Source organism: Ferrovibrio terrae (assembly GCF_943371255.1).
GTDB lineage: Bacteria > Pseudomonadota > Alphaproteobacteria > Ferrovibrionales > Ferrovibrionaceae > Ferrovibrio > Ferrovibrio terrae_B.
The window spans coordinates 12,877-34,333 of the sequence record NZ_CALRUC010000036.1; the positions used below are offsets into that span (position 1 = coordinate 12,877).

A 21,457-nucleotide genomic window follows, 5' to 3' on the forward strand; every position below is an offset into this window, starting at 1 on the left:
GTTTCGACCTTGTCGTAAAGACGAACCATGCTGAACACACCGCGCGCCCGCCGGGGCATGGTCACCGCCCCGCATCATCTGGCTGCCGAAGCCGGTCTCGCCGTACTGCGCGAGGGCGGCAATGCCATCGAGGCGACGGTGGCGATGGCGGCAGCTCTCACGGTGGTCTATCCGCATATGACCGGCATCGGCGGCGACGGCTTCTGGCTGATCGCGGCGCCGGGGCAGGAGCCCGTCGCGGTCGAGGCCTGCGGTCGCGCCGCGCTGGCCGCCATGCCGGAGCTGTATAAGAGCAAGGGCCTGAGCAGCATTCCCTGGCGCGGCCCGCTGGCCGCCAACACCGTGGCCGCCACGGTCAGTGGCTGGGGTGAAGCGCTCAAGGTCAGTGCCGAACTCGGCGGCAAACTGCCGCTGTCGCGTCTGGTGGCGGATGCGGTCTGGCATGCCGAACACGGCTTTGCCGTCACCCAGAGCCAGCATGACCTGACCACCGAGAAGATGCCCGAGCTGAAGGATGCGCCTGGCTTTGCCGCGCGTTTCCTGCCCGGCGGCAAGCCGCCGGCCGAACGCAGCGTGATGACGCTGCCCGCATTGGGCGCAACGCTGAAAAGCATCGGCGCGGCCGGCACCGAGGATTTCTATCGCGGCGCGCTGGCAAAAAAGATTGCATCCGATCTGGCAAAGGCCGGCAGTCCGGTGACGGCAGACGATCTCGCGCGCCACCAGGCCCGCCGTGTCGCCCCGCTCAGTGTCGCGCTCAAGACGGCAAGGCTGTTCAATTTCCCGCCGCCGACGCAGGGCCTGTCATCGCTGATGATCCTGGCGCTGTTCGAGCGGCTCGGCGTCACCGAGGCCGAAGGTTTTGCGCATATCCATGGCCTGGTCGAGGCCACCAAGCAGGCCTTCATCATCCGCGATCGCATCGTCGGTGATCCCGAGGCGATGCCGGAACCGCCGCAGAAATACCTCGAAGCCGGGCTGCTTGATCTGCTGGCGACCAAGATCGACCGCAAGACCGCGCTGCCCTGGCCGCAGCCGGCCTCGGGCGGCGATACCACCTGGATGGGCGCCATCGACGGCAATGGCGTCGCGGTCAGCTTCATCCAGTCGATCTATTTCGAGTTCGGCTCCGGCTGCGTGCTCGATGAAACCGGCATCAACTGGCAGAATCGCGGCTCCAGCTTCCTGCTCGACGGCACCAGTCCGCGCCTTCTCAAGCCCGGCCGCATGCCGTTCCACACGCTGAACCCGGCCATGGCGCGCTTCGAGGATGGCCGCTTGATGGTCTATGGCACCATGGGCGGCGAGGGTCAGCCGCAGACCCAGTCGGCGCTGTTCAGCCGCTATGGTCTGTTCGGCCAGGGCCTGCAGGCCGCGGTCACCGCCCCGCGCTGGCTGCTGGGCAAGACCTGGGGCGAGAACAGCGTGACGCTCAAGCTGGAAAACCGCTTCGATCCGGCCCTGGTCACGGCCCTGAAAGCCGCCGGTCATGATGTGGAAATGCTGGGGGCATACACCGGCACCATGGGCCATGCCGGCGCCATTGTTCGGCATGCGGATGGCGTGCTGGAAGGCGCCACCGATCCGCGCAGCGACGGCGCCGCCGCCGGATTCTGAGCGGCTTTCCGGCTTCTGCCTAAAATTCGGACCACGCGGCCAGCTTGGAGGCAACTCTCGGCCGCTTTGGTCGTTTTCACTGGACAGCGGCGCGGCATGTCGATTGCATCGCAAGGCAATAAGTTCCGCCGAGAGAGCGCATGAGCATCCAGGTCGCCCTGCATCACCGCACCACCTATCGCTACGACAAGCTGATCAGCCTGGGTCCGCAGGTGGTCCGGCTGCGCCCGGCGCCGCATTGCCGCACCCCGATCATCAGCTATTCGCTGAAAATCTCGCCGAAAGACCATTTCATCAACTGGCAGCAGGACCCGCAGGGCAATTACCTCGCCCGCCTGGTTTTCCCCGAGCGCACCGATCATTTCGAGGTGGTGGTCGATCTGGTCGCCGATATGGCGGTGATCAATCCCTTCGACTTCTTCCTCGAACCGGCGGCCGAGAAATACCCCTTCGACTACGACCCCGACCTGAAGGAAGACCTGGCGCCATTCCAGCGCGTCGATCCGCCGGGCAAGCTGCTCAGCGCCTGGCTCGCCACGGTGCCGCGCAAGGCCGACCGCACGGTCGATTTCCTCGTCGGCCTCAACCAGCGGCTCTCCAACGAGATCAAGTATCTGATCCGTCTCGAACCCGGCGTGCAGACCGCCGAGCAGACCCTGCAGCTCAAAAGCGGCTCCTGCCGCGACACCTCCTGGCTGCTGGTGCAGGCGCTGCGCCATCTCGGTTTCGCTACCCGCTTTGTCTCTGGCTATCTCATTCAGCTGGTCGCCGATGTGAAGGCGCTCGATGGCCCTTCGGGCCCGACCGAGGATTTCACCGACCTGCATGCCTGGGTCGAGGTCTATCTCCCCGGCGCCGGCTGGATCGGCCTCGATCCCACCTCGGGCCTGATGGCGGGCGAGGGGCATATCCCGCTGGCCGCCACGCCCGAACCGCAATCGGCTGCTGCGATCAGCGGTGCCATCGAGAAGGCCGAGGTCGATTTCTCCTACGACATGAAGGTGACGCGGTTCCACGAAACACCGCGCGTCACCAAGCCGATTGCCGATGCCGACTGGGACAAGATGCTCAGGCTCGGCGATGTGGTCGATGCACGGCTGGCCAAGGGCGATGTGCGGCTGACCATGGGCGGCGAACCCACCTTCGTCTCCATCGACGACATGGAGGGCGCCGAATGGAATACGGCGGCGCTCGGCCCCAACAAGCGCACACTGGCCGGCAAGCTGATCCGGCGTCTGGCCGATCGCTTCGCGCCCGGCCATCTGCTGCATTACGGCCAGGGCAAATGGTATCCGGGCGAACAGCTGCCGCGCTGGGCACTCAGTTGCCACTGGCGCAAGGATGGCGAGCCGGTCTGGCGCGAACGCGCGCTGCTGGCCGCCGATGAAGATGCCGGCGATGGCGCCAATGTTTCGGATGCCGATATCTTCACGGCTGCGCTGGCCGAACGGCTGCAGCTCGATCCCGGCTATCGCATCCCCGGTTTCGAGGATCTCTGGTACTACATGTGGCGCGAGCGCCGCCTGCCGGTGAATGTCGATCCCTTCCAGTCGCATCTGAAGGAACCCGAGGAACGCGCGCGGCTCGCCCGCATCTTCGAGCAGGGGCTGGACAAGGTGGTGGGTTACGCCCTGCCGCTGACGCGCGAACCGACAACAGATGGCGCCAAGCGCTGGCGCTCGGGGGCCTGGTTCTTCCGGCCGCAGACCATGTATCTGCTGCCCGGCGATTCACCGATGGGCCTGCGCCTGCCGCTGGACTCGCTGCCTTGGGTGACGGCGAAGGACTACCCCTATCAGCATGTGCCCGACACCATGCAGGACCGGCCGCCGCTGCCGCCGCATGAGGTGTTCCGCCAGGCCAACAAGGTTGTCGCCGACCGCATGCAGGCCTGGGCGCAGGCGCGCAACTATGCCGCCGCCACCGCGCCGCGCGAGCAGACGCCGGTGCCGAAGAACCAGCAGCCCGATCCTTCCGTGGTGCGCACCGCCATGTGCATCGAGCCGCGCGGCGGCCTGCTGCATGTCTTCATGCCGCCGCTGGAACAGGCGGAAGACTATCTCGATCTGGTCACCGCGATCGAAGACACCGCCGTGGTGCTGGGCAAGAAAGTAGTGATCGAGGGCTATCTGCCGCCACGCGATTCCCGCCTGCTGCATTTCAGCGTCACCCCCGATCCCGGCGTCATCGAGGTGAATATCCATCCGTCCTCCAACTGGCGCGAGCTGGCCGAGAAGACGACGATCCTCTACGAGGAGGCGCGCCAGACCCGGCTCGGCACCGAGAAGTTCATGCTCGATGGCCGCCATGTCGGCACCGGCGGCGGCAACCATGTGGTGATGGGCGCGGCGACGCCGCCCGACAGTCCCTTCCTGCGCCGGCCCGACCTGCTGAAGAGTCTGGTCGGCTACTGGCAGAACCATCCCTCGCTGTCCTATCTGTTCTCCGGCCTGTTCATCGGGCCGACCTCGCAGCATCCGCGCGTCGATGAAGGCCGCGACGATGCGCTGGTCAACCTGCAGATCGCGTTTGACCAGGTCGAGCAGAATCCCAATCCGGCGCTATGGCTGGTGGATCGCATCTTCCGCAACGTGCTGACCGATATCACCGGCAACACCCATCGCACCGAATTCTGCATCGACAAGCTCTATTCGCCCGATGGCCCCACCGGCCGGCTTGGCCTGGTCGAGCTGCGCGCCTTCGAGATGCCGCCCGATGTGCGCATGAGCCTGGCGCAGCAGTTGCTGCTGCGCGGGCTGCTGTCCTCCTTCTGGGACAGGCCCTATACCCGCAAGCCGGTGCGCTGGGGCACGCGCCTGCATGACGAATTCCTGCTGCCGCATTTCTGTCTGCAGGATTTCAACGATGTGCTGGACGATCTCAAGCAGCAGGGCCTGGGCTTCGATCCCAACTGGTTCGCTGCCCATGCCGAATTCCGCTTCCCCAAGATCGGCGCGATGGCGGCGCGCGGCATCGAGCTCGAGCTGCGCCATGCGCTGGAGCCCTGGCATGTGCTGGGCGAGGAAGCCACTGCCGGCGGCACCGTGCGCTATGTCGACAGTTCGGTCGAGCGCATGCAGGTGAAGGTGAACGGCCTGGTCGATGGCCGCCATGTGGTGGCCTGCAACGGCCGCGCCGTGCCGATGCGCGCCACCGGCGTGCCGGGCGAATATGTCGCCGGCATCCGCTACAAGGCCTGGGGGCCGCAAAGCGCCATGCATCCGAGCATCGGCGTGCACACCCCGCTGGTGCTGGATCTGTTCGACAGCTGGACCGGCCGCTCGCTCGGCGGGAGCACCTACCATGTGGCGCATCCTGGCGGTCGCAACTACGACACCTTCCCGGTCAATGCCAACGAGGCCGAGGCGCGCCGCCGTGCCCGCTTTTTCGCCATGGGGCATACACCGGGCAGCATGCCGGTCCCGGCCGCGCCGGTCGCCGGCGAACAGCCGCTTACCCTCGACCTGCGAACCGGTTAAACTTCCGGTCCGATTCGGACGCGAAGGGCAAGCCCTGTGAATTCGCCCCTGCAGGCCACGGTTTCTGCCGCGATGTCTTCTTCGGCTGCGCAGCCTGCCCCTGCGCCGGCCTCCAGCCGTCTGCCCAATGGCATCCCGGCCGAAGCCTATGACGAAATGGTCACCGGCCAGGGTCTGATCCGCGGCCACTGGCAGCCGCTGCTGGCGACTTTAAGCGAACTCGGGCCCGCCGGCCTGGCCGAACGCGCCGAGCGCGGCCGGCAGTATCTCGAAGACGAGGGCGTCACCTACAATCTCTACGAACTGCCCGATGGCACCGGTGGCGCGATCGCGCCGCCCCTGCCCGAACAGCGGCCCTGGCGCCTTGATCCGGTGCCGGTGCTGCTCTCGGCCGAGGAATGGGCCGGCATCGAGGCCGGCCTGATCCAGCGCGCGCATCTGCTCGATGCGCTGCTGCGCGATCTCTACGGGCCGATGACGCTGCTGCAGGAACAGCGCGTGCCGCCGGCGCTGGTCTATGGTCACCGCGATTTCCTGCGCGCGGCGCGCCGTACCGATGGCAAACCGCAGGGCCGCATGCTGCAGCATTATGCCGCCGAGCTGGTGCGCGGCCCCGATGGCATCTGGCGCGTGATCGCCGACCGCAGCCAAGCCCCTGCAGGTGCAGGTTACGCATTACAAAATCGCCGCGTGATGTCGCGTCTGCTCGGCCAGGCGTTGCGGCAATGCCGGGTGCGGCCGCTGAATGCCTATTTCGAATACTGGCAGGCCGATCTGGGCAATCGCGCGCCGAAGCTGCAGAGCGGCGTGCAGCCCGACAATCCGCGTGTCGTGCTGCTGACCCCGGGTCCGTATAACGAAGCCTATTTCGAGCATATCTATCTGGCACGCGAACTGGGCGCCACGCTGGTTGAGGGCGCCGACCTCACCATGCGCGAGGGCCGCATCTTCCTGAAGACGCTGGCGGGGCTCGAACCGGTCGATGTCATCATGCGGCGGCTGGATGGCGAATGGTGCGATCCGCTGGAGCTGCGTGCGGATTCCACCCTCGGCGTCGTCGGCCTGATGCAGGCGGTGCGCGACGGCCATGTGTCGGTCTCCAATGCCATCGGCAGCGGCCTGGCCGGTGCGCCGGCGCTGCATGCCTTCCTGCCGAAACTGTCGCAGCGCCTGATGGGCCAGGATCTCTCCATGCCCTCCATCGCCACCTGGTGGTGCGGCCAGTCCTATGCGCTGAAGGAAGTGGAAAACAATTTCGACAAGATGGTGGTGCGCGGCGCCTATGGCCTGAACGACCAGCCCATCGTGGTCGCCAGCCTGCCCGATGCCGAGAAGGTCAGCCTGCTGGCCCAGCTCAAGGCGCATCCGGCCGATTACGTGGCGCAGGAACGCATCGTGCCGTCGGTCTCGCCGGGTCTGGGCGAGAACGGCCTGGAACCGCAGCCGATCCTGCTGCGCGTGCAGGTGGTCGCCGATGGCGACGACTATGTGGTGATGCCGGGCGGCCTGGCGCGGGTGCCGGCGCATAACGATCCCTTCGGTGCCACACTGCAGCGCGGCGGCGTCAACAAGGATGTCTGGGTCGTCGCCAAGGACCAGTCGCCCACCGTGATCCGCGGCAGCAGCACGCGCCAGCGCCTGGCGCTGCGCCGCTCGTCCGGCACGCTGCAAAGCCGCGTCGCCGACGATCTGTTCTGGCTCGGCCGCAGCGTCGAGCGGCTGGATGACGGCGCCCGCCTGCTGCGCGCCGTGCTCTCCCGGCTGGTCGGCGAGTTTGCGTCTGCGCGCGACATGGTGGAAATGGCCGTGCTGGCCCGCGCACTCGCCCGCTGCGGCATCCTCGATCAGCGCGCCGCCGCGGCGCCGCCGGATTCCGCCCTGTTCGCCGGCTCGATCACGCGCGTCTGCAGCTCCGGCCAGCTGCTTGGCCAGACGCTGGACGGCATCGAACGGCTGGCCGCCGTCTCGCGCCATCGCTTCTCGGCCGATATGTGGCGCATGTTCAACCATCTGCTGGGTGAGCTGCGCCAGAGCCGGCCCACCGCCAATGGCGATGCCGATGCGATGCTGGAATTCTGCGACCAGATGATCCGCGCCACCGCCGCCATCGCCGGCATGCTGTCGGAGCATATGACGCGCGGTTCGGGCTGGCGGTTCATCGATTTCGGCCGCCGGCTCGAACGGGCCGTGTTCATCACCCGCAGCGTCTCCGCCGCTACCACCGTGCTGGGCGCCAGCAGCGACAGTGCCTTCCGCATCGCGCTCGAGGTCAGCGATTCCACGCTCACCTACCGCCGGCGCTATCGCGCCTCGCTGCAGGCCTCGGCGGTCTTCGACCTGCTGCTGCTCGATGCCAGCAATCCTCATGCCCTGGCCTTCCAGCTGCATGCCATGGCCCAGCATCTCGATGCGATGCCCAATTCCGAAGCGCCGCCGCGCGGCAGCGACTGCCTCGCGCTGGCCCGGCCCTTCACCGATCTGGTGGCGCTGTTCGATCGCGACGAGATCAGCCGCGAAGAGATGGTGCAGCTGGCCGCCCGCCTGCGCGGCAGCCTGGATGCCGCCGGCGATGCGCTGATGGATGTGTCAGACCAGCTGTCGCGCACCTATTTCAGCCATGTGCAGGTCGCGCGCTCCTTCGGTTTCGGGTCCTAAGATGCGCTACCGCCTGCGCCACACCACGTCTTACAGCTACTCCTGGGCGGTCGATATCTCGCACCACATGCTGCATCTGGCCCTGCCGGATCTGCCGCGCCAACGCGTCAAGACCTGCACCGTCAGCACCAGCCCTTCGGCCGGGCGCATGTCGGAGCAGCAGGATCATTTCGGCAATCGTGTCGCCTATCTCACGCTGGGCGAATCACATACCCGCTTCGATGTCGAATTGCGTGCCGAGGTCGAGGTCGATCCGGTGCAGGCGCCGGACGCAGACAGCACGCCGTCCTGGGAAAGCGTGCGCGACATGCTGGCGGGTGACGGCTTCCCCGTGCCGGTGGCCGAAAGCGAATTCGTGCATGACTCGCCGATGGCACTGCCAAGCGACGAGGCTCTGCAATACGTGCTTACCAGTTTCACACCCGGCCGCCCGGTGCTGGCGGCGGCGCGCGACCTGACCGCGCGCATCTTCAGGGATTTCCGCTACGACCCTGCCGCCACCGAAATCTTCACCCCGGTGGCCGTGGTGATGCAGAAGCGTGCCGGCGTCTGCCAGGATTTCGCCCATCTGGAAATCGCCATGCTGCGCGGCCTGGGGCTCGCCGCGCGCTATGTGTCGGGTTATATCCGCACGCTGCGCGCCACGGATGCACCGGGCAGCGGCCTGCGCGGCGCCGATGCCAGCCACGCCTGGATCAGCGTCTGGTGCGGCCCCGCTCATGGCTGGATCGATCTCGATCCCACCAACAACCTGATCTGCTCGGACGAGCATGTCACGGCTGCCATCGGGCGCGATTACGGCGATATCAGCCCGGTGCGCGGCGTGGTGCTGGGCGGCGGGCCGCATCGCATCGGCGTCGCCGTCGAACTGGTGCCGCTGCTTTAGTCTGGCTGGCCAGGCGGCGAAAGCGCCCCATATTCTGTAGCGACCCAACGGCCACAGTCCCGGAGGACGCATGCCCAGCCATCTTCCCTATACTGCACGCACCAAAACCGGCGATGTCTTCGAGATCAGCTTCCCGCTGCATCGGGAGACCGGCTCGCCGATGCGGGTATCCCAACTGCTGACTGCGCTGCTCGATACCCTGGATCGCGAGATCGGCCTGCTGGGCGAAACCAGCAACGGCGATGTGCTGCAGGCACTCGCCATGGCCACCGCGATCCGCACCGCCATGATCCATGCACCGGGAGCGGTCACCGCGCGGCTCGCCTCCGACCTGCTCGCCGGCGCCCAGTCCGCCATGGAGCGCGCCGAGCGTCACAGTCCGCAGGCCGGTCATGCCTGATCGCGCACCGATCGTCATCATTGGTGCAACCGGTGGAGTGGGTTCGGCCTTGGCGCGCCGGCTGCATGCGGCTGGATACCCGCTGCATCTGATCGCACGCGATGCGAACCGGCTGGCCGCCCTCGCCGGGGAGCTCGCCGCCGGGCAGGCTGTCGCCGATGTGCTCGATGAGGCCGGCCTCGCCGCCGCGATCACGGCGGCCGGGCCCGCCATTGCCGGGCTCGCCTATTGTGTCGGTTCGATCGATCTGGCGCCGCTGCGCGCGGTCACTTCGGCTACCATGCTGCAGGCGTTCCGGCTCAATACGCTGGGGGCCGCGCTGGCCGTTCAGGCAGCGCAGGCGGCGCTCAAGCAGGCCGGCGGCAGCGTCGTCCTGTTTTCTTCAGTGGCTGTCGCCCAGGGCTTTGCCAATCATGCGGTGATCTCGGCCGCGAAAGGCGGCGTCGAGGCACTCGCCATGGCGTTGGCCGCCGAACTCGCTCCCGATATCCGCGTCAATGTCGTGGCACCCAGCCTGACTCGCACCCCACTGGCAGCCAAGCTTACCAGCAATGATGCGATGGCGAAGGCGATTGCCGCGCTGCATGCGATTCCGCGTCTGGGTGAGGCAGATGATATTGCTGCCGTTACCGCTTTTCTGCTGTCACCGGATGCTGGCTGGGTCACCGGCCAGGTGATCGGCGTCGATGGCGGGCGGTCACGCCTGCGCACCAGGGGATGATGCCATGATGCGCCGCTCGCACCAGATTCCCCGCATTGCTTTCCTGTTGGGCGCTGCCGGTGCGTTGCCTTTCCTGGCGCTGGCCGCGGCCACCGTGCTGGCGCCACCGCCCTACAGCTTCACCGCCGAAATCCTGCTCACCGGTTATGGCATCGCCATCCTCAGCTTCATGGGCGGCGTGCACTGGGGGCTGGCGATGCGCGACGGGCGCGCGGCGCAATATGGCGTCAGCGTGCTGGTCGCGCTGTATGCCTGGCCGGCGCTGCTGCTCGGCACGGCGGGCGGCTGGCTCTATCTCGCGGCCGGCTTCGTCCTGCTGTTCGGTTTCGATGCCTGGGTTGAACGGCGGGACTGGACGACCGCGTGGTATCTGCGCCTGCGCCTGCCGCTCAGTCTGGCTGCCGCCGGCAGTCTCGCGGTCGCCGCCCTGCTGCGCTAGGCCGGATCCTGCAGCAGGCTCACATGCGCCGAAACCACGCGCCAGCCATCGGCCGTGCGGATCCAGGTCTGGCTCTGGCGGCCGGTCTTGGTGGAATTGGCGCGCTTGAATTCGGTATTCGCGGTGGCGAAGTCGCGGCCATAGGTGGTGATGCGGGTGTTGTAGATCTCGCGCTCCAGGCCGACTGAGGGGCGGCCGGCGCGAAACGCCATGATCTCGTCATAGCTGTGCAGGTTCTCGGTCACGCCATAACGCATGGTCAGCGGGCTGTTGTGAAACAGCTCGTCCAGTACCGCCACATCATTGGTGGTCAGCGCCTTTTCATAGCGCATGAACACGGCGGTCACTTCGGTCACCACGTCGGGAATGTTGATATCCATGAAATCCTCTACACAGCTTTCGATGCGGCAATGCCGATAGACTCAAGCCGCCGCGCCACGCGCAGCGCCAGCTCTTCCTTCCAGGGCGCGGCAATGATCTGCACGCCGATCGGCAGCTTGCCGGCGCGGTCGGCATAGGGTGCTGCCACCACCGGCAGGCCAATCGCCGAGATCGGCTGGGTGAACAGCCCGAGATTGGCGCGCACCGGCATCTCCACGCCGTTCAGCGTCATCATCACCTGGCCAAGTTTCGGCGCCGCCCGCGGCGTTGCCGGGGCCAGGATGATATCGACCTCCCTGAACAGCTCGGCGACACGCGCCTGATACCAGCGGCGGAAGCGGTGGGCCTGTACCAACCAGTCGCTGGGCAGCATCAGGCCGGCGAGGAAGCGGTCGCGCACAGCGGGATCGAAATCATTGGCGCGCGTCTTCAACCGCTCCCGGTGGAGATTCGCGCCTTCAACAGTCGTGATGACATAGGCCGCCGCGCGGCCGCGCCCGGCTTCGGGGATGGTGACGCGCCGGTCGGTGTGCAGCGCCCTGGCAAAGGCGGCCACCGCCTCATGTACCTCCGGATCGCCCTGATCGGCGAAATAGCCATCGGCCACGGCAATGCGCAGGCCGTCGATGCCGGTGTCGATCTTCGCCGTCACCGGTTCGCTCAGTTTCTGCGCGCACCAGGCATCATTCTCGTCCGGTCCCTGCATGGCATCGTAGCTCAGTGCCAGATCGGCGACCGAACGCGCCATCGGTCCCAGATGGTCGAGATCGGCGACGAACGGAAAGCTGCCATGGCGGCTCAGGCGCCCGAAGGTCGGCTTCAGGCCGAACAGGCCGCAGAGCGAGGACGGCACGCGGATCGAGCCATTGGTATCCGAGCCAAGCGCCAGTGGCACCATGCCGGATGCCACCGCGGTGCCCGAGCCACCCGACGAGCCGCCCGACATGCAGGTGGGATCATGCGGGTTGCGCGAGGGGCCGTAATGCACATTCTCGCCGGTGAAGTCATAGGCGTATTCGCCCATGTTCAGCGCGCCGACCAGCACGGCGCCGGCGGCTTCCAGCCGCTGCACCAGCGCCGCATCGGCTTTCGCCGGGGCATGGTCGCGGTTGATCTTCGATCCGGCCAGGGTGGCAAGGCCGGCCACGTCGAACAGGTTTTTGACCGCGAAAGGCACACCCGCCAGCGGCCCGAGCGGCTTGCCCTCGTCGCGCGCCTGGTCGATGGCGGAAGCCCGCGCCCGCGCGCGCTCAGAGGTGACGGCGGTGAAGGCATTCAGTGCTGGATTGGCGGCTTCGATACGCGCCAGCGATACCCGCAGCGCTTCGGTGGCGGATATCTTGCCATCACGCACGGCGGTGGCGATCTCGAACGCCCTGCTCTGGAAATCGATCATCGCGTCCGCTTACGGCTTGAACACCGAGGCCGGTTCGACCTCGTCGGGCAGCGGGAAATTCAGCACGGCTTGTGCGATCTGGCGCGAGCGGATCAGGTTGTCCAGCACGGCCGGGCGCCATGCCGGATCGATGGTCAGAGCCATGGCTGCCGCGGTGGCATCCAGAAAGGCCTCGGCGTCGAATTCCTGACTCATGCAACATCCTCGATCAGCGATACGGCAGCGGTCTTGCGGTCAGTATCCGATACCGGGAAATGACAGGCAACCGAGTGGCCGGCGGAATGCTCCAGGCCGACACCATGCAACAGCGGCATCGACTCGGTGCAGGCATCCTGGCCCTTGGGGCAGCGGCCATAAAAGCGGCAGACCTTGGGCGAGGGATCAATCGGGCTGCGCGGCTCGCCGCTGATGCGCAGGCGCGGCACCGGCGGCGCGCCGCTGCCCTTGACCTGGTCGAAATGCGGAATCGCCGACAGCAGCGCCTTGGTATAGGGATGCGCCGGGTTGCGGAACACTTCCTCGGCCGGCCCGGTCTCGACGATGCGGCCCAGATACATCACCATCACGCGGTCGCACAGCAGGCGCACCACGTTCAGGTCGTGGCTGACGAACAGATAGCTCATGCCCAGGCGCTTTTTCAGGTCTTCCAGCAACTGCAGGATCACCACCTGCACCGAGACATCCAGCGCCGCGGTCGGTTCGTCCAGGATCAGCAGGTCGGGTTCCACCGCGATGGCGCGCGCGATGCCGACGCGGGCCTTCTGGCCGCCCGACAGCTGGTGCGGGAAACGGCCCAGCAGCTCCAGCGGCAGGCCGCACATGGTGGCCAGGGCTTCCACGCGCAGCTTGAGGTCGGCGCGCGGCAAAGGCTTCAGGCGCTGGATCGGATCGGCGATGGCGGCAAAAGCGGTGAAGCGCGGATTGAGGCTGTCGCCGGCATCCTGGAACACCATCTGGATGCGCGGCCGGTACGGGCTCTTGCCGAAGCCTTTCGCCGGCAGATGGCCGATCTCCTCGCCATCCAGGCGGATGCTGCCATCGGTGAGATCGAGCAGGCGGGTCAGCAGGCGCACCAGGGTCGACTTGCCGCAGCCGCTCTCGCCCACCAGGCCCAGCACCTCGCCCTTGCCGATGGTGAAGGTGACATCATCCACCGCATGCAGCTTGGCCACCGGCCTGTCGGCCCGGAACCAGTCCTTGGGCGCTTTGGCGAACAGGCCGGGCTTCTTGCCCACGGTGAACTGCTTGTGCAGCGATTGCGCATCCAGCAGGGGTTTTTTGAAAAACTCGCTCATAGCGGATTCCAGCAGGCCACCATGCTGCCTTTCTGTTCGCCCAGCACATAGGGCAGCGCCTGGTCGCAGCGGCTCTGGCGCCGTTCACAGCGCGCGCTGTAGCGGCAGGGCGGGATCTCGGCGGCACGCAGGTCGGGCAGGTTGCCGGGGATCGCGGCCAGGTCCATCAGGCGGGCGGTCGGCTTCGGCGTCGCCGCGATCAGCTTGGCGGTATAGGGATGGCGCGGATGCGCGAACAGCTCGGCCGTCGGCGCCATCTCGACGATATGGCCGGCATGCATCACCACGATCTGGTCGCAGTATTCCGCCGCCATGCCGAGATCGTGGGTGATCAGCAGCGTCGACATGCCCTGTTCGGCGCCCAGCTCGGCGATCAGGTCCATGATCGCCGCCTGGGTGGTGACATCCAGGCCCGTCGTCGGCTCGTCGGCGATCAGCAGCTTCGGTGCGCAGCTGAGTGCAATGGCGATCATGATGCGCTGGCACATGCCGCCCGACAGTTCGAAGGGATAGGCCTTGGCGCGGCGCTCGGGATCGGGGATGCGTACGCGGGTCAGCATCTCGATGGCGCGCTTCGGCGCCTCGCGGCGGGTGACATTGCCATGCTGCAGCAGCACATCGGCGATCTGGTCGCCGACGCGGCGGATCGGATTGAGTGCCACGCGCGGATTCTGGAAGATCATCGACATCTCGCGGCCGCGGATATCGCGCATCACCGCCTCAGATGCCTGCAGCACATCCAGTCCGCCGAAGCTGGCGGTGCCCTGGCTGACCCGGCCGGCGGCATCGAGGATGCCCATCACGGTAAAGGCCGTCACCGACTTGCCCGAGCCGGACTCGCCCACGATGGCGACCATCTCGCCCTTGTTGACGCTGAAGGTGACCTGCTCCAGCGCCTTGACGATGCCGCCGCGGGTGCGGAATTCGACTGACAGATTGTCGACGGCGAGGACGGGGACGGCACTCATGTGCGCCTCCGCGGATCAACGATATCGCGCAACCCGTCGCCCAGCAGGTTGAAGCAGAACACCGCGGTCATCAGCGCCAGGCCGGGAAACAGCGCCACCCACCATTCGCCCGAGATCATGTAGGCGGCACCCTCGGCCACCAGGATGCCCCATTCCGGCGTCGGCGGCGCGATGCCCAGCCCGATGAAAGACAGCCCGGCGGCGTTGAGGATGGCATAGCCCATGGTGAGCGAACACTGCACCATCAGGATCGGCAGGATATTGGGCAGGATCTGCAGCAGCAGGATGCGGCCCTCGCCATTGCCCGACAGCCGCGCGGCTTCCACGAAACCGGCATTGCGCCGGATATTGGCTTCGGCGCGGGCGACGCGGGCATAGAGCGGCGTGTTGATGATGGCGGTGGCCAGCACGATGTTGCCCACCGTGTTGCCCAGGGCCGCGACGATGCCCATGGCCAGCACGAACAGCGGAAAGGCCATGATGGTATCGGCGAGACGACCGACCACGCGGTCGACCCAGCCGCCGAAAAAGCCGGCGGCGATGCCAGCCAGCGCGCCGATGGCGAAGGTCAGCACCACCGAGAAGAAGGCGATGCCGAGATCGAGCCGGGTGGCCACCAGCACGCGGCTGAAAATGTCGCGGCCCAGCGCATCGGTGCCGAACCAGTGCGCGCCCGAGGGCGGCTTCAGGGTCGCCGCGCCATTGGTGGCGAGCGGGTCATAGGGCGCCAGATACGGTCCGAACAGGGCGCAGAACAGGATGAAGCCGAACAGCGAGAAGGCAAACAGCGTGACTGGATTCTCGGTCAGCACATAGCGGATATGCTTCAGCGTCTCGGTCATGATTCAAACCCGACGCGTGGATCGATCACGATGTAGAGGATGTCGATGGCGAGGTTGAGCGCCACATAGAGCAGCGCCATGGTCAGCACGAAGCCCTGGATCGGCGCGTAGTCCGACGAGATCAGCGCCTCGATTGCAAAAGTCCCGATGCCGGGCCAGGAGAACACCTTCTCGACCAGCACATTGGCGCCGAGCAGGAAGGAAAACACCATGCCCAGCGTGGTCACCACCGGCAGCATGGCATTGCGGAAGGCATAGGCGTAGACGATCTTGCCCTTCGGCAGGCCGGACGCCCGCGCGGTGCGGATGAAATCGCTGCCCAGCACCTCCAGCATGGCGGCGCGCGTCATGCGCGCCAGCGGGGCGAGTGTGAAGATCGCCAGCGCCGTCACCGGCAGCAAAAGCTGCGCGCAGGCGGCGCGGAAGGTGCCGCCGTCGCCCGCCAGCAGCGCGTCGATGGTGTAGAGCCCGGTGACATGCGGCGGCGCGGAATAGAAGATGTCGAGCCGGCCGAGCGGGGCGGGTGCCCAGCCAAGCCGGTAATACAGTACATAGACCAGCAGCAATCCGGTGAAGAAGGCCGGCAGCGACACGCCGGCGGTGGTCATCACGCGGCACAGATGGTCGATCCACGATCCCGGCCGGGTGGCGGCCAGCACGCCGAGCGGCACCGCGATCAGCACCGAGACCAGCAGGCCATAGAGCGTGAGTTCGAGCGAGGCGGGGAGGCGCGTGCGGATCTCGGTCAGCACCGGCTGGCCGGTGGCAATCGAATTGCCCAGATTGCCCTGGCTGAGGTCTTTCAGATAGACGACGAACTGTTCCGGCAGGGTCTTGTCGAGCCCCAGCGCGCGGCGCACCTCCTCGATGGCCTGCGGCGTCGCGGCGGGTCCGGCGAAGAAGGCGGCCGGATCCCCGGGCAGCGCGCGGGTCAGCAGGAAGGTGACGATGAGCACGCCGATCACGCTGGGCAGTGCACCCACCAGGCGTTTTCCGATCAGCCGCAGCATCGCCGCCCTCCTGCCGTCTTCCCCCGGCCTTACAGTTTCTCGATCTGGCGGAAATCGAGCTGGCGATGGAACCAGTAGGTATAGCCCTTGATGTTCTTCTGCATGCCGACATCGAGGATCTGCTGGTACAGCGGAATGCGCGGCGCCTCGTCCATCGCCTGCTTGATGAAGCCCATCACCTGGCCCTTGTACTTGGCCGGATCGGTCTCATAGCGCGAGGCATCGATCAGGGCGTCCATCTTGGCGTCCTTGTAGGCCATGGTGTTGAACACCGCATTCTGGCCGTGATAGCCCCAGAAGAAGTAATAGTCCGGGAAGTTCAGCCAGCCGCCGAAGCTGGCGATATGGATCGGGCGGTTCTTCTGCAGCATGGCGTTGCGGAAGTTGGCGCCGGGGATTTTCTCGATGGTCGCCTTGATGCCGATCTTGCCCAGCGCCTCCTGCAGCAGCACGGCTTCCGGCTCGGATGCGGTGGCATCGCCCAGGTCGATCGAGATGGTGGTCTCGAAGCCGTCGGGATAGCCCGCCTCGGTCAGCAGCTGCTTGGCCTTGGCGAGATCCGTCTTGTAGGGGAAGGGCTGCGGCCAGCTGGCATCTTTCGGTGCATCGGCCGGGCCCAGCGCCATCGGAATGCCGCGGCCATAGATCGCCGACTTGTAGATCTGCTCATAGGGCACCACATGGGCGACCGCCTGGCGCACCTTCACATTGTCGAAGGGCTTCTGCGTCGTCACCATGCCGATGTATTTCAGCGAATTCTCGATCGGCACGCCGACCACCAGATACTTGCCCGAGCCCTTCTCGGCGAGAATCTCGGCGGCATCCTTCTGCGGCATGTCGACCGAGATATCGGCATCGCCGCGTTCCATCAGGGCGCGGCGGTTGCCCGAGGACGGCACCTCGCGGATGATCACGCGCTTGATCTTGGGCAGCGGGCCGCCCTTCCAGTCGTCATTGCGGTTGAAGGTGATTTCCTGGCCCGGCGTCCACTTGTCCAGCTTGTAGGCGCCGCCGGCGGCGGAATTGGTCTTCATCCACTCCATCGCCCAGGGATCTTTCTCGGTGGCGTTCTTCTTCGCCAGCGTCGAGTTGAAGATCGCCGGCACGACAACGGCCATGTCGGGCAGCGACAGCTTGTCTTTCTTCGGCAGGTCGACGCGGAAGGTGTAGTCATCCACCGCCACGAACTGTTCCGGCTTGGTCAGGCTGCCGGCTGCCATCTGGAAGGTGGGGAAGCCGCCGACCGACACCGCGCGGTCGTAAGACCATTTCACATCCTTCGCCGTCACCGGCGTGCCGTCATGGAATTTCGCATCCTTGCGCAGCTTGAAGGTGATCGAGGCGCCATCGGGCGCGACGCTGTAGCTCTCGGCCAGCTCGGGTTCGATCTTGCTGTAGTCATAGGTCATGGTGCCGTCGGGCAGCGCCTTGCGGCCGAAGGTCACCAGGCGGTCGTACATGTTCCAGGCCGCCACATAGGAGCGGAAGCTGGTGCCGACGCCATGGATGTCCAGGCTGTTGGGGCCGTTCTCCACCAGCACCAGCAGGGTTTCCTGCCGCGACTGCGCGAAGGCGGGTGTGGCGGCAAAGGCCGCCGCGGCGATCATCGCCGATGAAGCGAACAGAAAAACGCGGCGATGCATGGATAACTGCGGCATGGTTTTAGGCCCCCGGTCTGCGTTGTGCTTTGCATACACGGTGCAACGCGCGTGCCATGGCCGCGCTGCGGACCGGTGCTTTGCGGTAATCATCTGATCGGCCTGCGGGAATCCTCTGGCCGGGGCGTTTTCCGCGCTGTATGCACTGTGGTCGCCATCCTCTATTACTGACTAAATATTATGCAATTGCACTTTGGCGCGATTAATTTTGCGACAGGGTCATTCTCCAATATGTTATGTTTTCTAGTATCTTAGTAGAATAAATCGGCGGTATGGTGATTGCATACATGTTGAAGAAAGCCCGTCCGGAAAACCCGTCTGAACAGAGAGCGGGTCAAGGAAACCGGGCCAAGGAACCTGAGCCATGACACCCGCTTCTGCCATCACTGCCGCCGCTACCAGTATCGGTCCGCTCCATCTCAGCGCCCTGCGCGAGGCCTATGGCCAGGGCCAGCGCACGCCATCGGCGGTGATCGCGGCGATCTACGATGCCATCGCGGCCAATGGCGAGGATGGTGTGTGGATCGCCCTCAACCCGCGCGCGGCAGCGCTGCAGCGCGCCGCCGAACTGGAAGCCGGCGGTTATACGGCGACGCTGCCGCTCTGGGGTGTGCCCTTTGCGGTGAAAGACAATATCGATGTCGCCGGCCTGCCCACCACGGCAGCCTGCCCGGCATTTTCCAACATGCCGTCGGCGTCGGCCACTGTGGTCGACCGGTTGCTGGCTGCCGGCGCCATCCTGATCGGCAAGACCAACCTGGATCAGTTCGCCACCGGCCTGGTCGGCGTGCGCAGCCCCTATGGCGTGGCGCGCAATCCCTTCAATGCCGATTACATCCCCGGTGGCTCCAGCTCCGGTTCGGCCGTCGCCGTGTCCAGCGGTCTGGTCAGTTTCGCGCTCGGCACCGATACGGCGGGATCTGGCCGCGTGCCGGCCGGCTTCAACAACATCGTCGGGCTGAAACCCAGCCTCGGCCTGCTCAGCGGCAGCGGCATGGTGCCGGCCTGCCGCAGCATCGACTGCGTCTCGGTCTTCGCGCTCACCGTGCCCGACAGCATGGCGGTGCTGGATGCCGCCGCGGCGCTCGATACCAGCGATGGCTACAGCCGCAAGGCACCGGCGGGCTGGCGCAGCGTGGTGCCGGCGAAACCGGCCGCCTTCCGCTTCGGTGTGCCGCAAAAGGCGCAGCGCAAATTCTTCGGCAATGCGGAGGCCGAAAAGCTGTTCGATGCCGCCATCGCAAAACTGCAGGCGATGGGCGGCGCGGCGGTCGAGATCGACTATGCGCCATTCGCCGAGGCTGCCGGCTTCCTCTACCAGCCGGCCGGCACCGCCGAACGCACGGCGGCGACAGCGGTGTTCATGGAACAGCACGCCGATGCCATGCATCCGGTGACGCGTGCCATCGTGGAAAAGGGCCATGAGGCCAGCGGCGCCGATGTGCACCGCCTGCATTACCGCCTGCAGGCCCTGCGCCAGCAGACGGCAAAGGTCTGGGACGATCTCGATTGCCTGGTGGTGCCCACCAGCGGCACGATCTATCGCATCGACGAGGTGGCCGCCGATCCCATCACGTTGAACAGCAATCTCGGCGTCTATACCAACTTCGTGAACTATTTCGATCTTGCCGCGCTGGCCGTGCCCAACGGATTCCAGCCCAATGGGCTGCCCGCCGGCATCACCCTGATCGCGCCGCGCTTCCATGAACCGGTTCTTGCCGCCATCGGGCATGCCTTCCATCAGCAGACCGGCCTTTCACTCGGCGCCACCGGCGTGGCCCAGCCGGCGGCGACGCTGGCTGATGCGCCCTCCTATCCGTGGATCACGGTGGCGGTGTTCGGCGCCCATATGTCGGGCGAGCCGCTCAATCCGCAGCTGCTCGCACTCGGCGGCCGGCTGATCGGGCCCTGCCGCACCGCGCCCGACTACCGGCTCTATCGCCTGAAGGAAAAGGTGCTGCTGCGGCCTGGCCTGGTCCGGGTCGGCAGCAATGCCGGCGTCAGTATCGGGGCCGAGCTCTGGGCCCTGCCGCCGGCCGGCTTCGGCGTGATGACGGCGGCGATTCCGGGTCCGCTCGGCATCGGCAGCGTGACGCTGGAAGACGGCAGCAGCGTGAAGGGTTTTCTCTGCGAAGCCATCGCGATTGGCGATGCGGAAGATATCTCCGCCTATGGCGACTGGCGGGCCTATCGCCGCGCCGTGGCGGCCTGAACGCGCGCGGCACTCCGAATACGGCGCAGTCGGGGGCTGCCTTGCTGCTGGGCAGCCATCGCGGCCGTCGCCCGCCTCTTGGGCATTCGCCGGGCCTGAACCCCGCAAAAACGCCCCAAACCGGCCCGAAACCGCTGGCATGAAATCTGCTTTGTCTGGTTCAGCATCCGGTGCCGAGGCGCATCGGGCTGCGATTACCCCGGCTGCTGGGCTTCGGTTCGGCCCCGGGTGGCGAGACGGACACTTGCGCCGGCCTGCGGAGACCCCGCATGCCGGCGTTTTTTTCGCCCGGCCTGAACATCTGGCCTGAACAAGCCCGTTCACGGGAATGTCGCCATTGTCCGCATGGCGCCGGCGCCGGGGCACGGCTAGGCTGCATACGGTTCATAACCGTACAAACAGATCACGCATCGTTGCTGGGGAAATCATCCGATGAAGCTCTATTTCTCGCCGACCTCGCCCTATGTCCGCAAGGTCACCGTGCTGGCGCTCGAAACCGGCCTCGATGCCAAAATCGAACGCCTGGTGTCGCCCACCACGCCGATCGACCAGAATGCCGAAGTCGCCAAGGCCAATCCGGTCGCCAAGGTGCCCACGCTGGTCACCGATGACGGCCAGCATCTCTTCGACAGCCGGGTGATCTGCGAATATCTCGACGGCCTGCACGACAAGGCGAAGTTCTTCCCCGCCGCCGGCAAGGCGCGCTGGACCGCCCTGCGCGAACAGGCGCTGGGCGATGGCCTGCTCGATGCGGCCCTGCTCGCGCGCTACGAAGGGTTCCTGCGGCCGGAAGACAAGCGCTGGCCGGCCTGGGCCGAGGGCCAGATGAAGAAGGTGTATGGCGCGCTGGCTGAGATCGACCTGATTGCGCCGTCCCTGGGCGACCGCGTCGATATCGGCACCGTCACGCTGGCCTGCGCGCTCGGCTATATGGACTTCCGCTATGCCGGCATCGAATGGCGCAAGCAGTATCCCAAGGCCGCCGCCTTCGCCGACCGCATGTTTGCCCGGCCGTCCTTCCAGGCCACGGTGCCGGCCTGAGGCGCGGAGGCAGAGCATGAGCGATGCGGTGACGCAGCAGCCCTGGCTGGTCGACCGCCGCATCGCGCATCTGCTGCGGACCTGGCGGCTGCGGCGGCCCGCAGCCGACCGCCTGCCATCGCGTGCCAGCATTGATCCGCTCGATCTGGGCGCCGACCTGCTGCCCTATATTGCGCTGGTCGATGTCACCCATGGCGGCACGCGCTTCCGTTTCCGCCTGGTCGGCAGCGGGCTGATCGCACATGCCGGCCTCGATCTCAGCGGCAGCTATATCGACGATCTCAATCCCAACCGCGACTACGTCGAATACATCAATGATCTGTACCGGCTGGCACGCGACAATGGCCTGCCGGTCTATTCCGAAACGCGCTACCGTGCCGCCAGCGGTCGCGTCGGCCTGACCCGGCGGCTGCTTTGCCCGCTCGCCGATGACGGGGCCACCATCGACCGCTTTGTC

General features: G+C 66.3%; 18 protein-coding genes. 10 read left to right on the top strand and 8 right to left on the bottom strand.

Going from position 1 to position 21,457, the window contains the following annotated elements; translation table 11 throughout:
- Positions 1-27 precede the first annotated feature (27 nt).
- From AAG799_RS09935 to AAG799_RS09965, 7 genes are all read left to right on the top strand, one after another.
- Positions 28-1,617 carry a gamma-glutamyltransferase family protein gene (locus AAG799_RS09935; protein WP_341895672.1) on the top strand — a complete coding sequence of 530 codons (1,590 nt, stop codon included), beginning with the start codon at positions 28-30 and terminating at the stop codon, positions 1,615-1,617.
- Positions 1,618-1,757: 140 nt separating this feature from the next.
- Positions 1,758-5,096 carry a transglutaminase family protein gene (locus AAG799_RS09940; protein WP_341895673.1) on the top strand — a complete coding sequence of 1,113 codons (3,339 nt, stop codon included), beginning with the start codon at positions 1,758-1,760 and terminating at the stop codon, positions 5,094-5,096.
- Positions 5,097-5,132: 36 nt separating this feature from the next.
- Complete coding sequence (locus AAG799_RS09945) at positions 5,133-7,751, top strand: circularly permuted type 2 ATP-grasp protein (RefSeq protein WP_341895674.1); 2,619 nt, start codon at positions 5,133-5,135, stop codon at positions 7,749-7,751.
- A gap of 1 nt (position 7,752) precedes the next feature.
- The gene (locus AAG799_RS09950; RefSeq protein ID WP_341895675.1) at positions 7,753-8,637 is read left to right on the top strand and encodes a transglutaminase family protein; all 885 of its coding nucleotides are present in this window, start codon (positions 7,753-7,755) and stop codon (positions 8,635-8,637) included.
- 70 nt (positions 8,638-8,707) lie between these two features.
- A complete protein-coding gene (locus AAG799_RS09955) occupies positions 8,708-9,037 on the top strand; it encodes a hypothetical protein (RefSeq protein ID WP_341895676.1) in 330 nt (109 codons plus the stop codon).
- Positions 9,030-9,758, top strand: coding sequence for an SDR family oxidoreductase (locus AAG799_RS09960; protein WP_341895677.1), 729 nt, complete (start codon positions 9,030-9,032; stop codon positions 9,756-9,758). The genes AAG799_RS09955 and AAG799_RS09960 overlap by 8 nt, the downstream gene beginning before the upstream one ends.
- Before the next feature lie 4 nt (positions 9,759-9,762).
- Positions 9,763-10,197 (top strand): DUF3429 domain-containing protein, encoded by a 435-nt coding sequence (locus tag AAG799_RS09965; protein ID WP_341895678.1) that lies wholly within the window; start codon positions 9,763-9,765, stop codon positions 10,195-10,197.
- Here AAG799_RS09965 and hpxZ read toward each other — a convergent pair.
- Genes hpxZ through AAG799_RS10005 form a run of 8 tightly spaced genes read right to left on the bottom strand, consistent with a single transcriptional unit; the run spans position 10,194 to position 17,732 of the window.
- On the bottom strand, positions 10,194-10,577 hold the full coding sequence (gene hpxZ / locus AAG799_RS09970) for an oxalurate catabolism protein HpxZ (RefSeq protein WP_341895679.1): 384 nt from the start codon (positions 10,575-10,577) through the stop codon (positions 10,194-10,196). The genes AAG799_RS09965 and hpxZ overlap by 4 nt on opposite strands.
- Positions 10,578-10,585: 8 nt before the next feature.
- Complete coding sequence (locus AAG799_RS09975; RefSeq protein ID WP_341895680.1) at positions 10,586-11,974, bottom strand: AtzE family amidohydrolase; 1,389 nt, start codon at positions 11,972-11,974, stop codon at positions 10,586-10,588.
- A 9-nt stretch (positions 11,975-11,983) separates the two neighbouring features.
- On the bottom strand, positions 11,984-12,169 hold the full coding sequence (locus tag AAG799_RS09980; protein WP_341895681.1) for a DUF4089 domain-containing protein: 186 nt from the start codon (positions 12,167-12,169) through the stop codon (positions 11,984-11,986).
- A complete protein-coding gene (locus AAG799_RS09985; protein WP_341895682.1) occupies positions 12,166-13,269 on the bottom strand; it encodes an ABC transporter ATP-binding protein in 1,104 nt (367 codons plus the stop codon). The genes AAG799_RS09980 and AAG799_RS09985 overlap by 4 nt, the downstream gene beginning before the upstream one ends.
- Entirely contained in the window at positions 13,266-14,237 is a 972-nt protein-coding gene (locus tag AAG799_RS09990) for an ABC transporter ATP-binding protein (RefSeq protein ID WP_341895683.1), read from the bottom strand. Before AAG799_RS09990 ends, AAG799_RS09985 begins: the two co-directional genes overlap by 4 nt.
- Positions 14,234-15,079, bottom strand: a complete 846-nt coding sequence (locus AAG799_RS09995; RefSeq protein ID WP_341895684.1) for an ABC transporter permease — start codon at positions 15,077-15,079, stop codon at positions 14,234-14,236. The genes AAG799_RS09990 and AAG799_RS09995 overlap by 4 nt, the downstream gene beginning before the upstream one ends.
- A complete protein-coding gene (locus AAG799_RS10000; RefSeq protein WP_341895685.1) occupies positions 15,076-16,089 on the bottom strand; it encodes an ABC transporter permease in 1,014 nt (337 codons plus the stop codon). Before AAG799_RS10000 ends, AAG799_RS09995 begins: the two co-directional genes overlap by 4 nt.
- Before the next feature lie 29 nt (positions 16,090-16,118).
- Positions 16,119-17,732 (bottom strand): ABC transporter substrate-binding protein, encoded by a 1,614-nt coding sequence (locus tag AAG799_RS10005; RefSeq protein WP_341895686.1) that lies wholly within the window; start codon positions 17,730-17,732, stop codon positions 16,119-16,121.
- Positions 17,733-18,111: 379 nt separating this feature from the next.
- Here AAG799_RS10005 and atzF point away from each other — a divergent pair, with 379 nt between their 5' ends.
- The 3 genes from atzF to AAG799_RS10020 form a co-directional block, all read left to right on the top strand.
- Positions 18,112-19,959: an allophanate hydrolase gene (gene atzF, locus AAG799_RS10010; protein WP_341895687.1), complete on the top strand. Its 1,848-nt coding sequence runs from the start codon at positions 18,112-18,114 to the stop codon at positions 19,957-19,959.
- A 432-nt stretch (positions 19,960-20,391) separates the two neighbouring features.
- Positions 20,392-21,000 carry a glutathione S-transferase gene (locus AAG799_RS10015; RefSeq protein WP_341895688.1) on the top strand — a complete coding sequence of 203 codons (609 nt, stop codon included), beginning with the start codon at positions 20,392-20,394 and terminating at the stop codon, positions 20,998-21,000.
- A gap of 16 nt (positions 21,001-21,016) precedes the next feature.
- The coding region (locus AAG799_RS10020) for a PAS domain-containing protein (RefSeq protein ID WP_341895689.1) at positions 21,017-21,457 on the top strand (441 nt) is incomplete at its 3' end.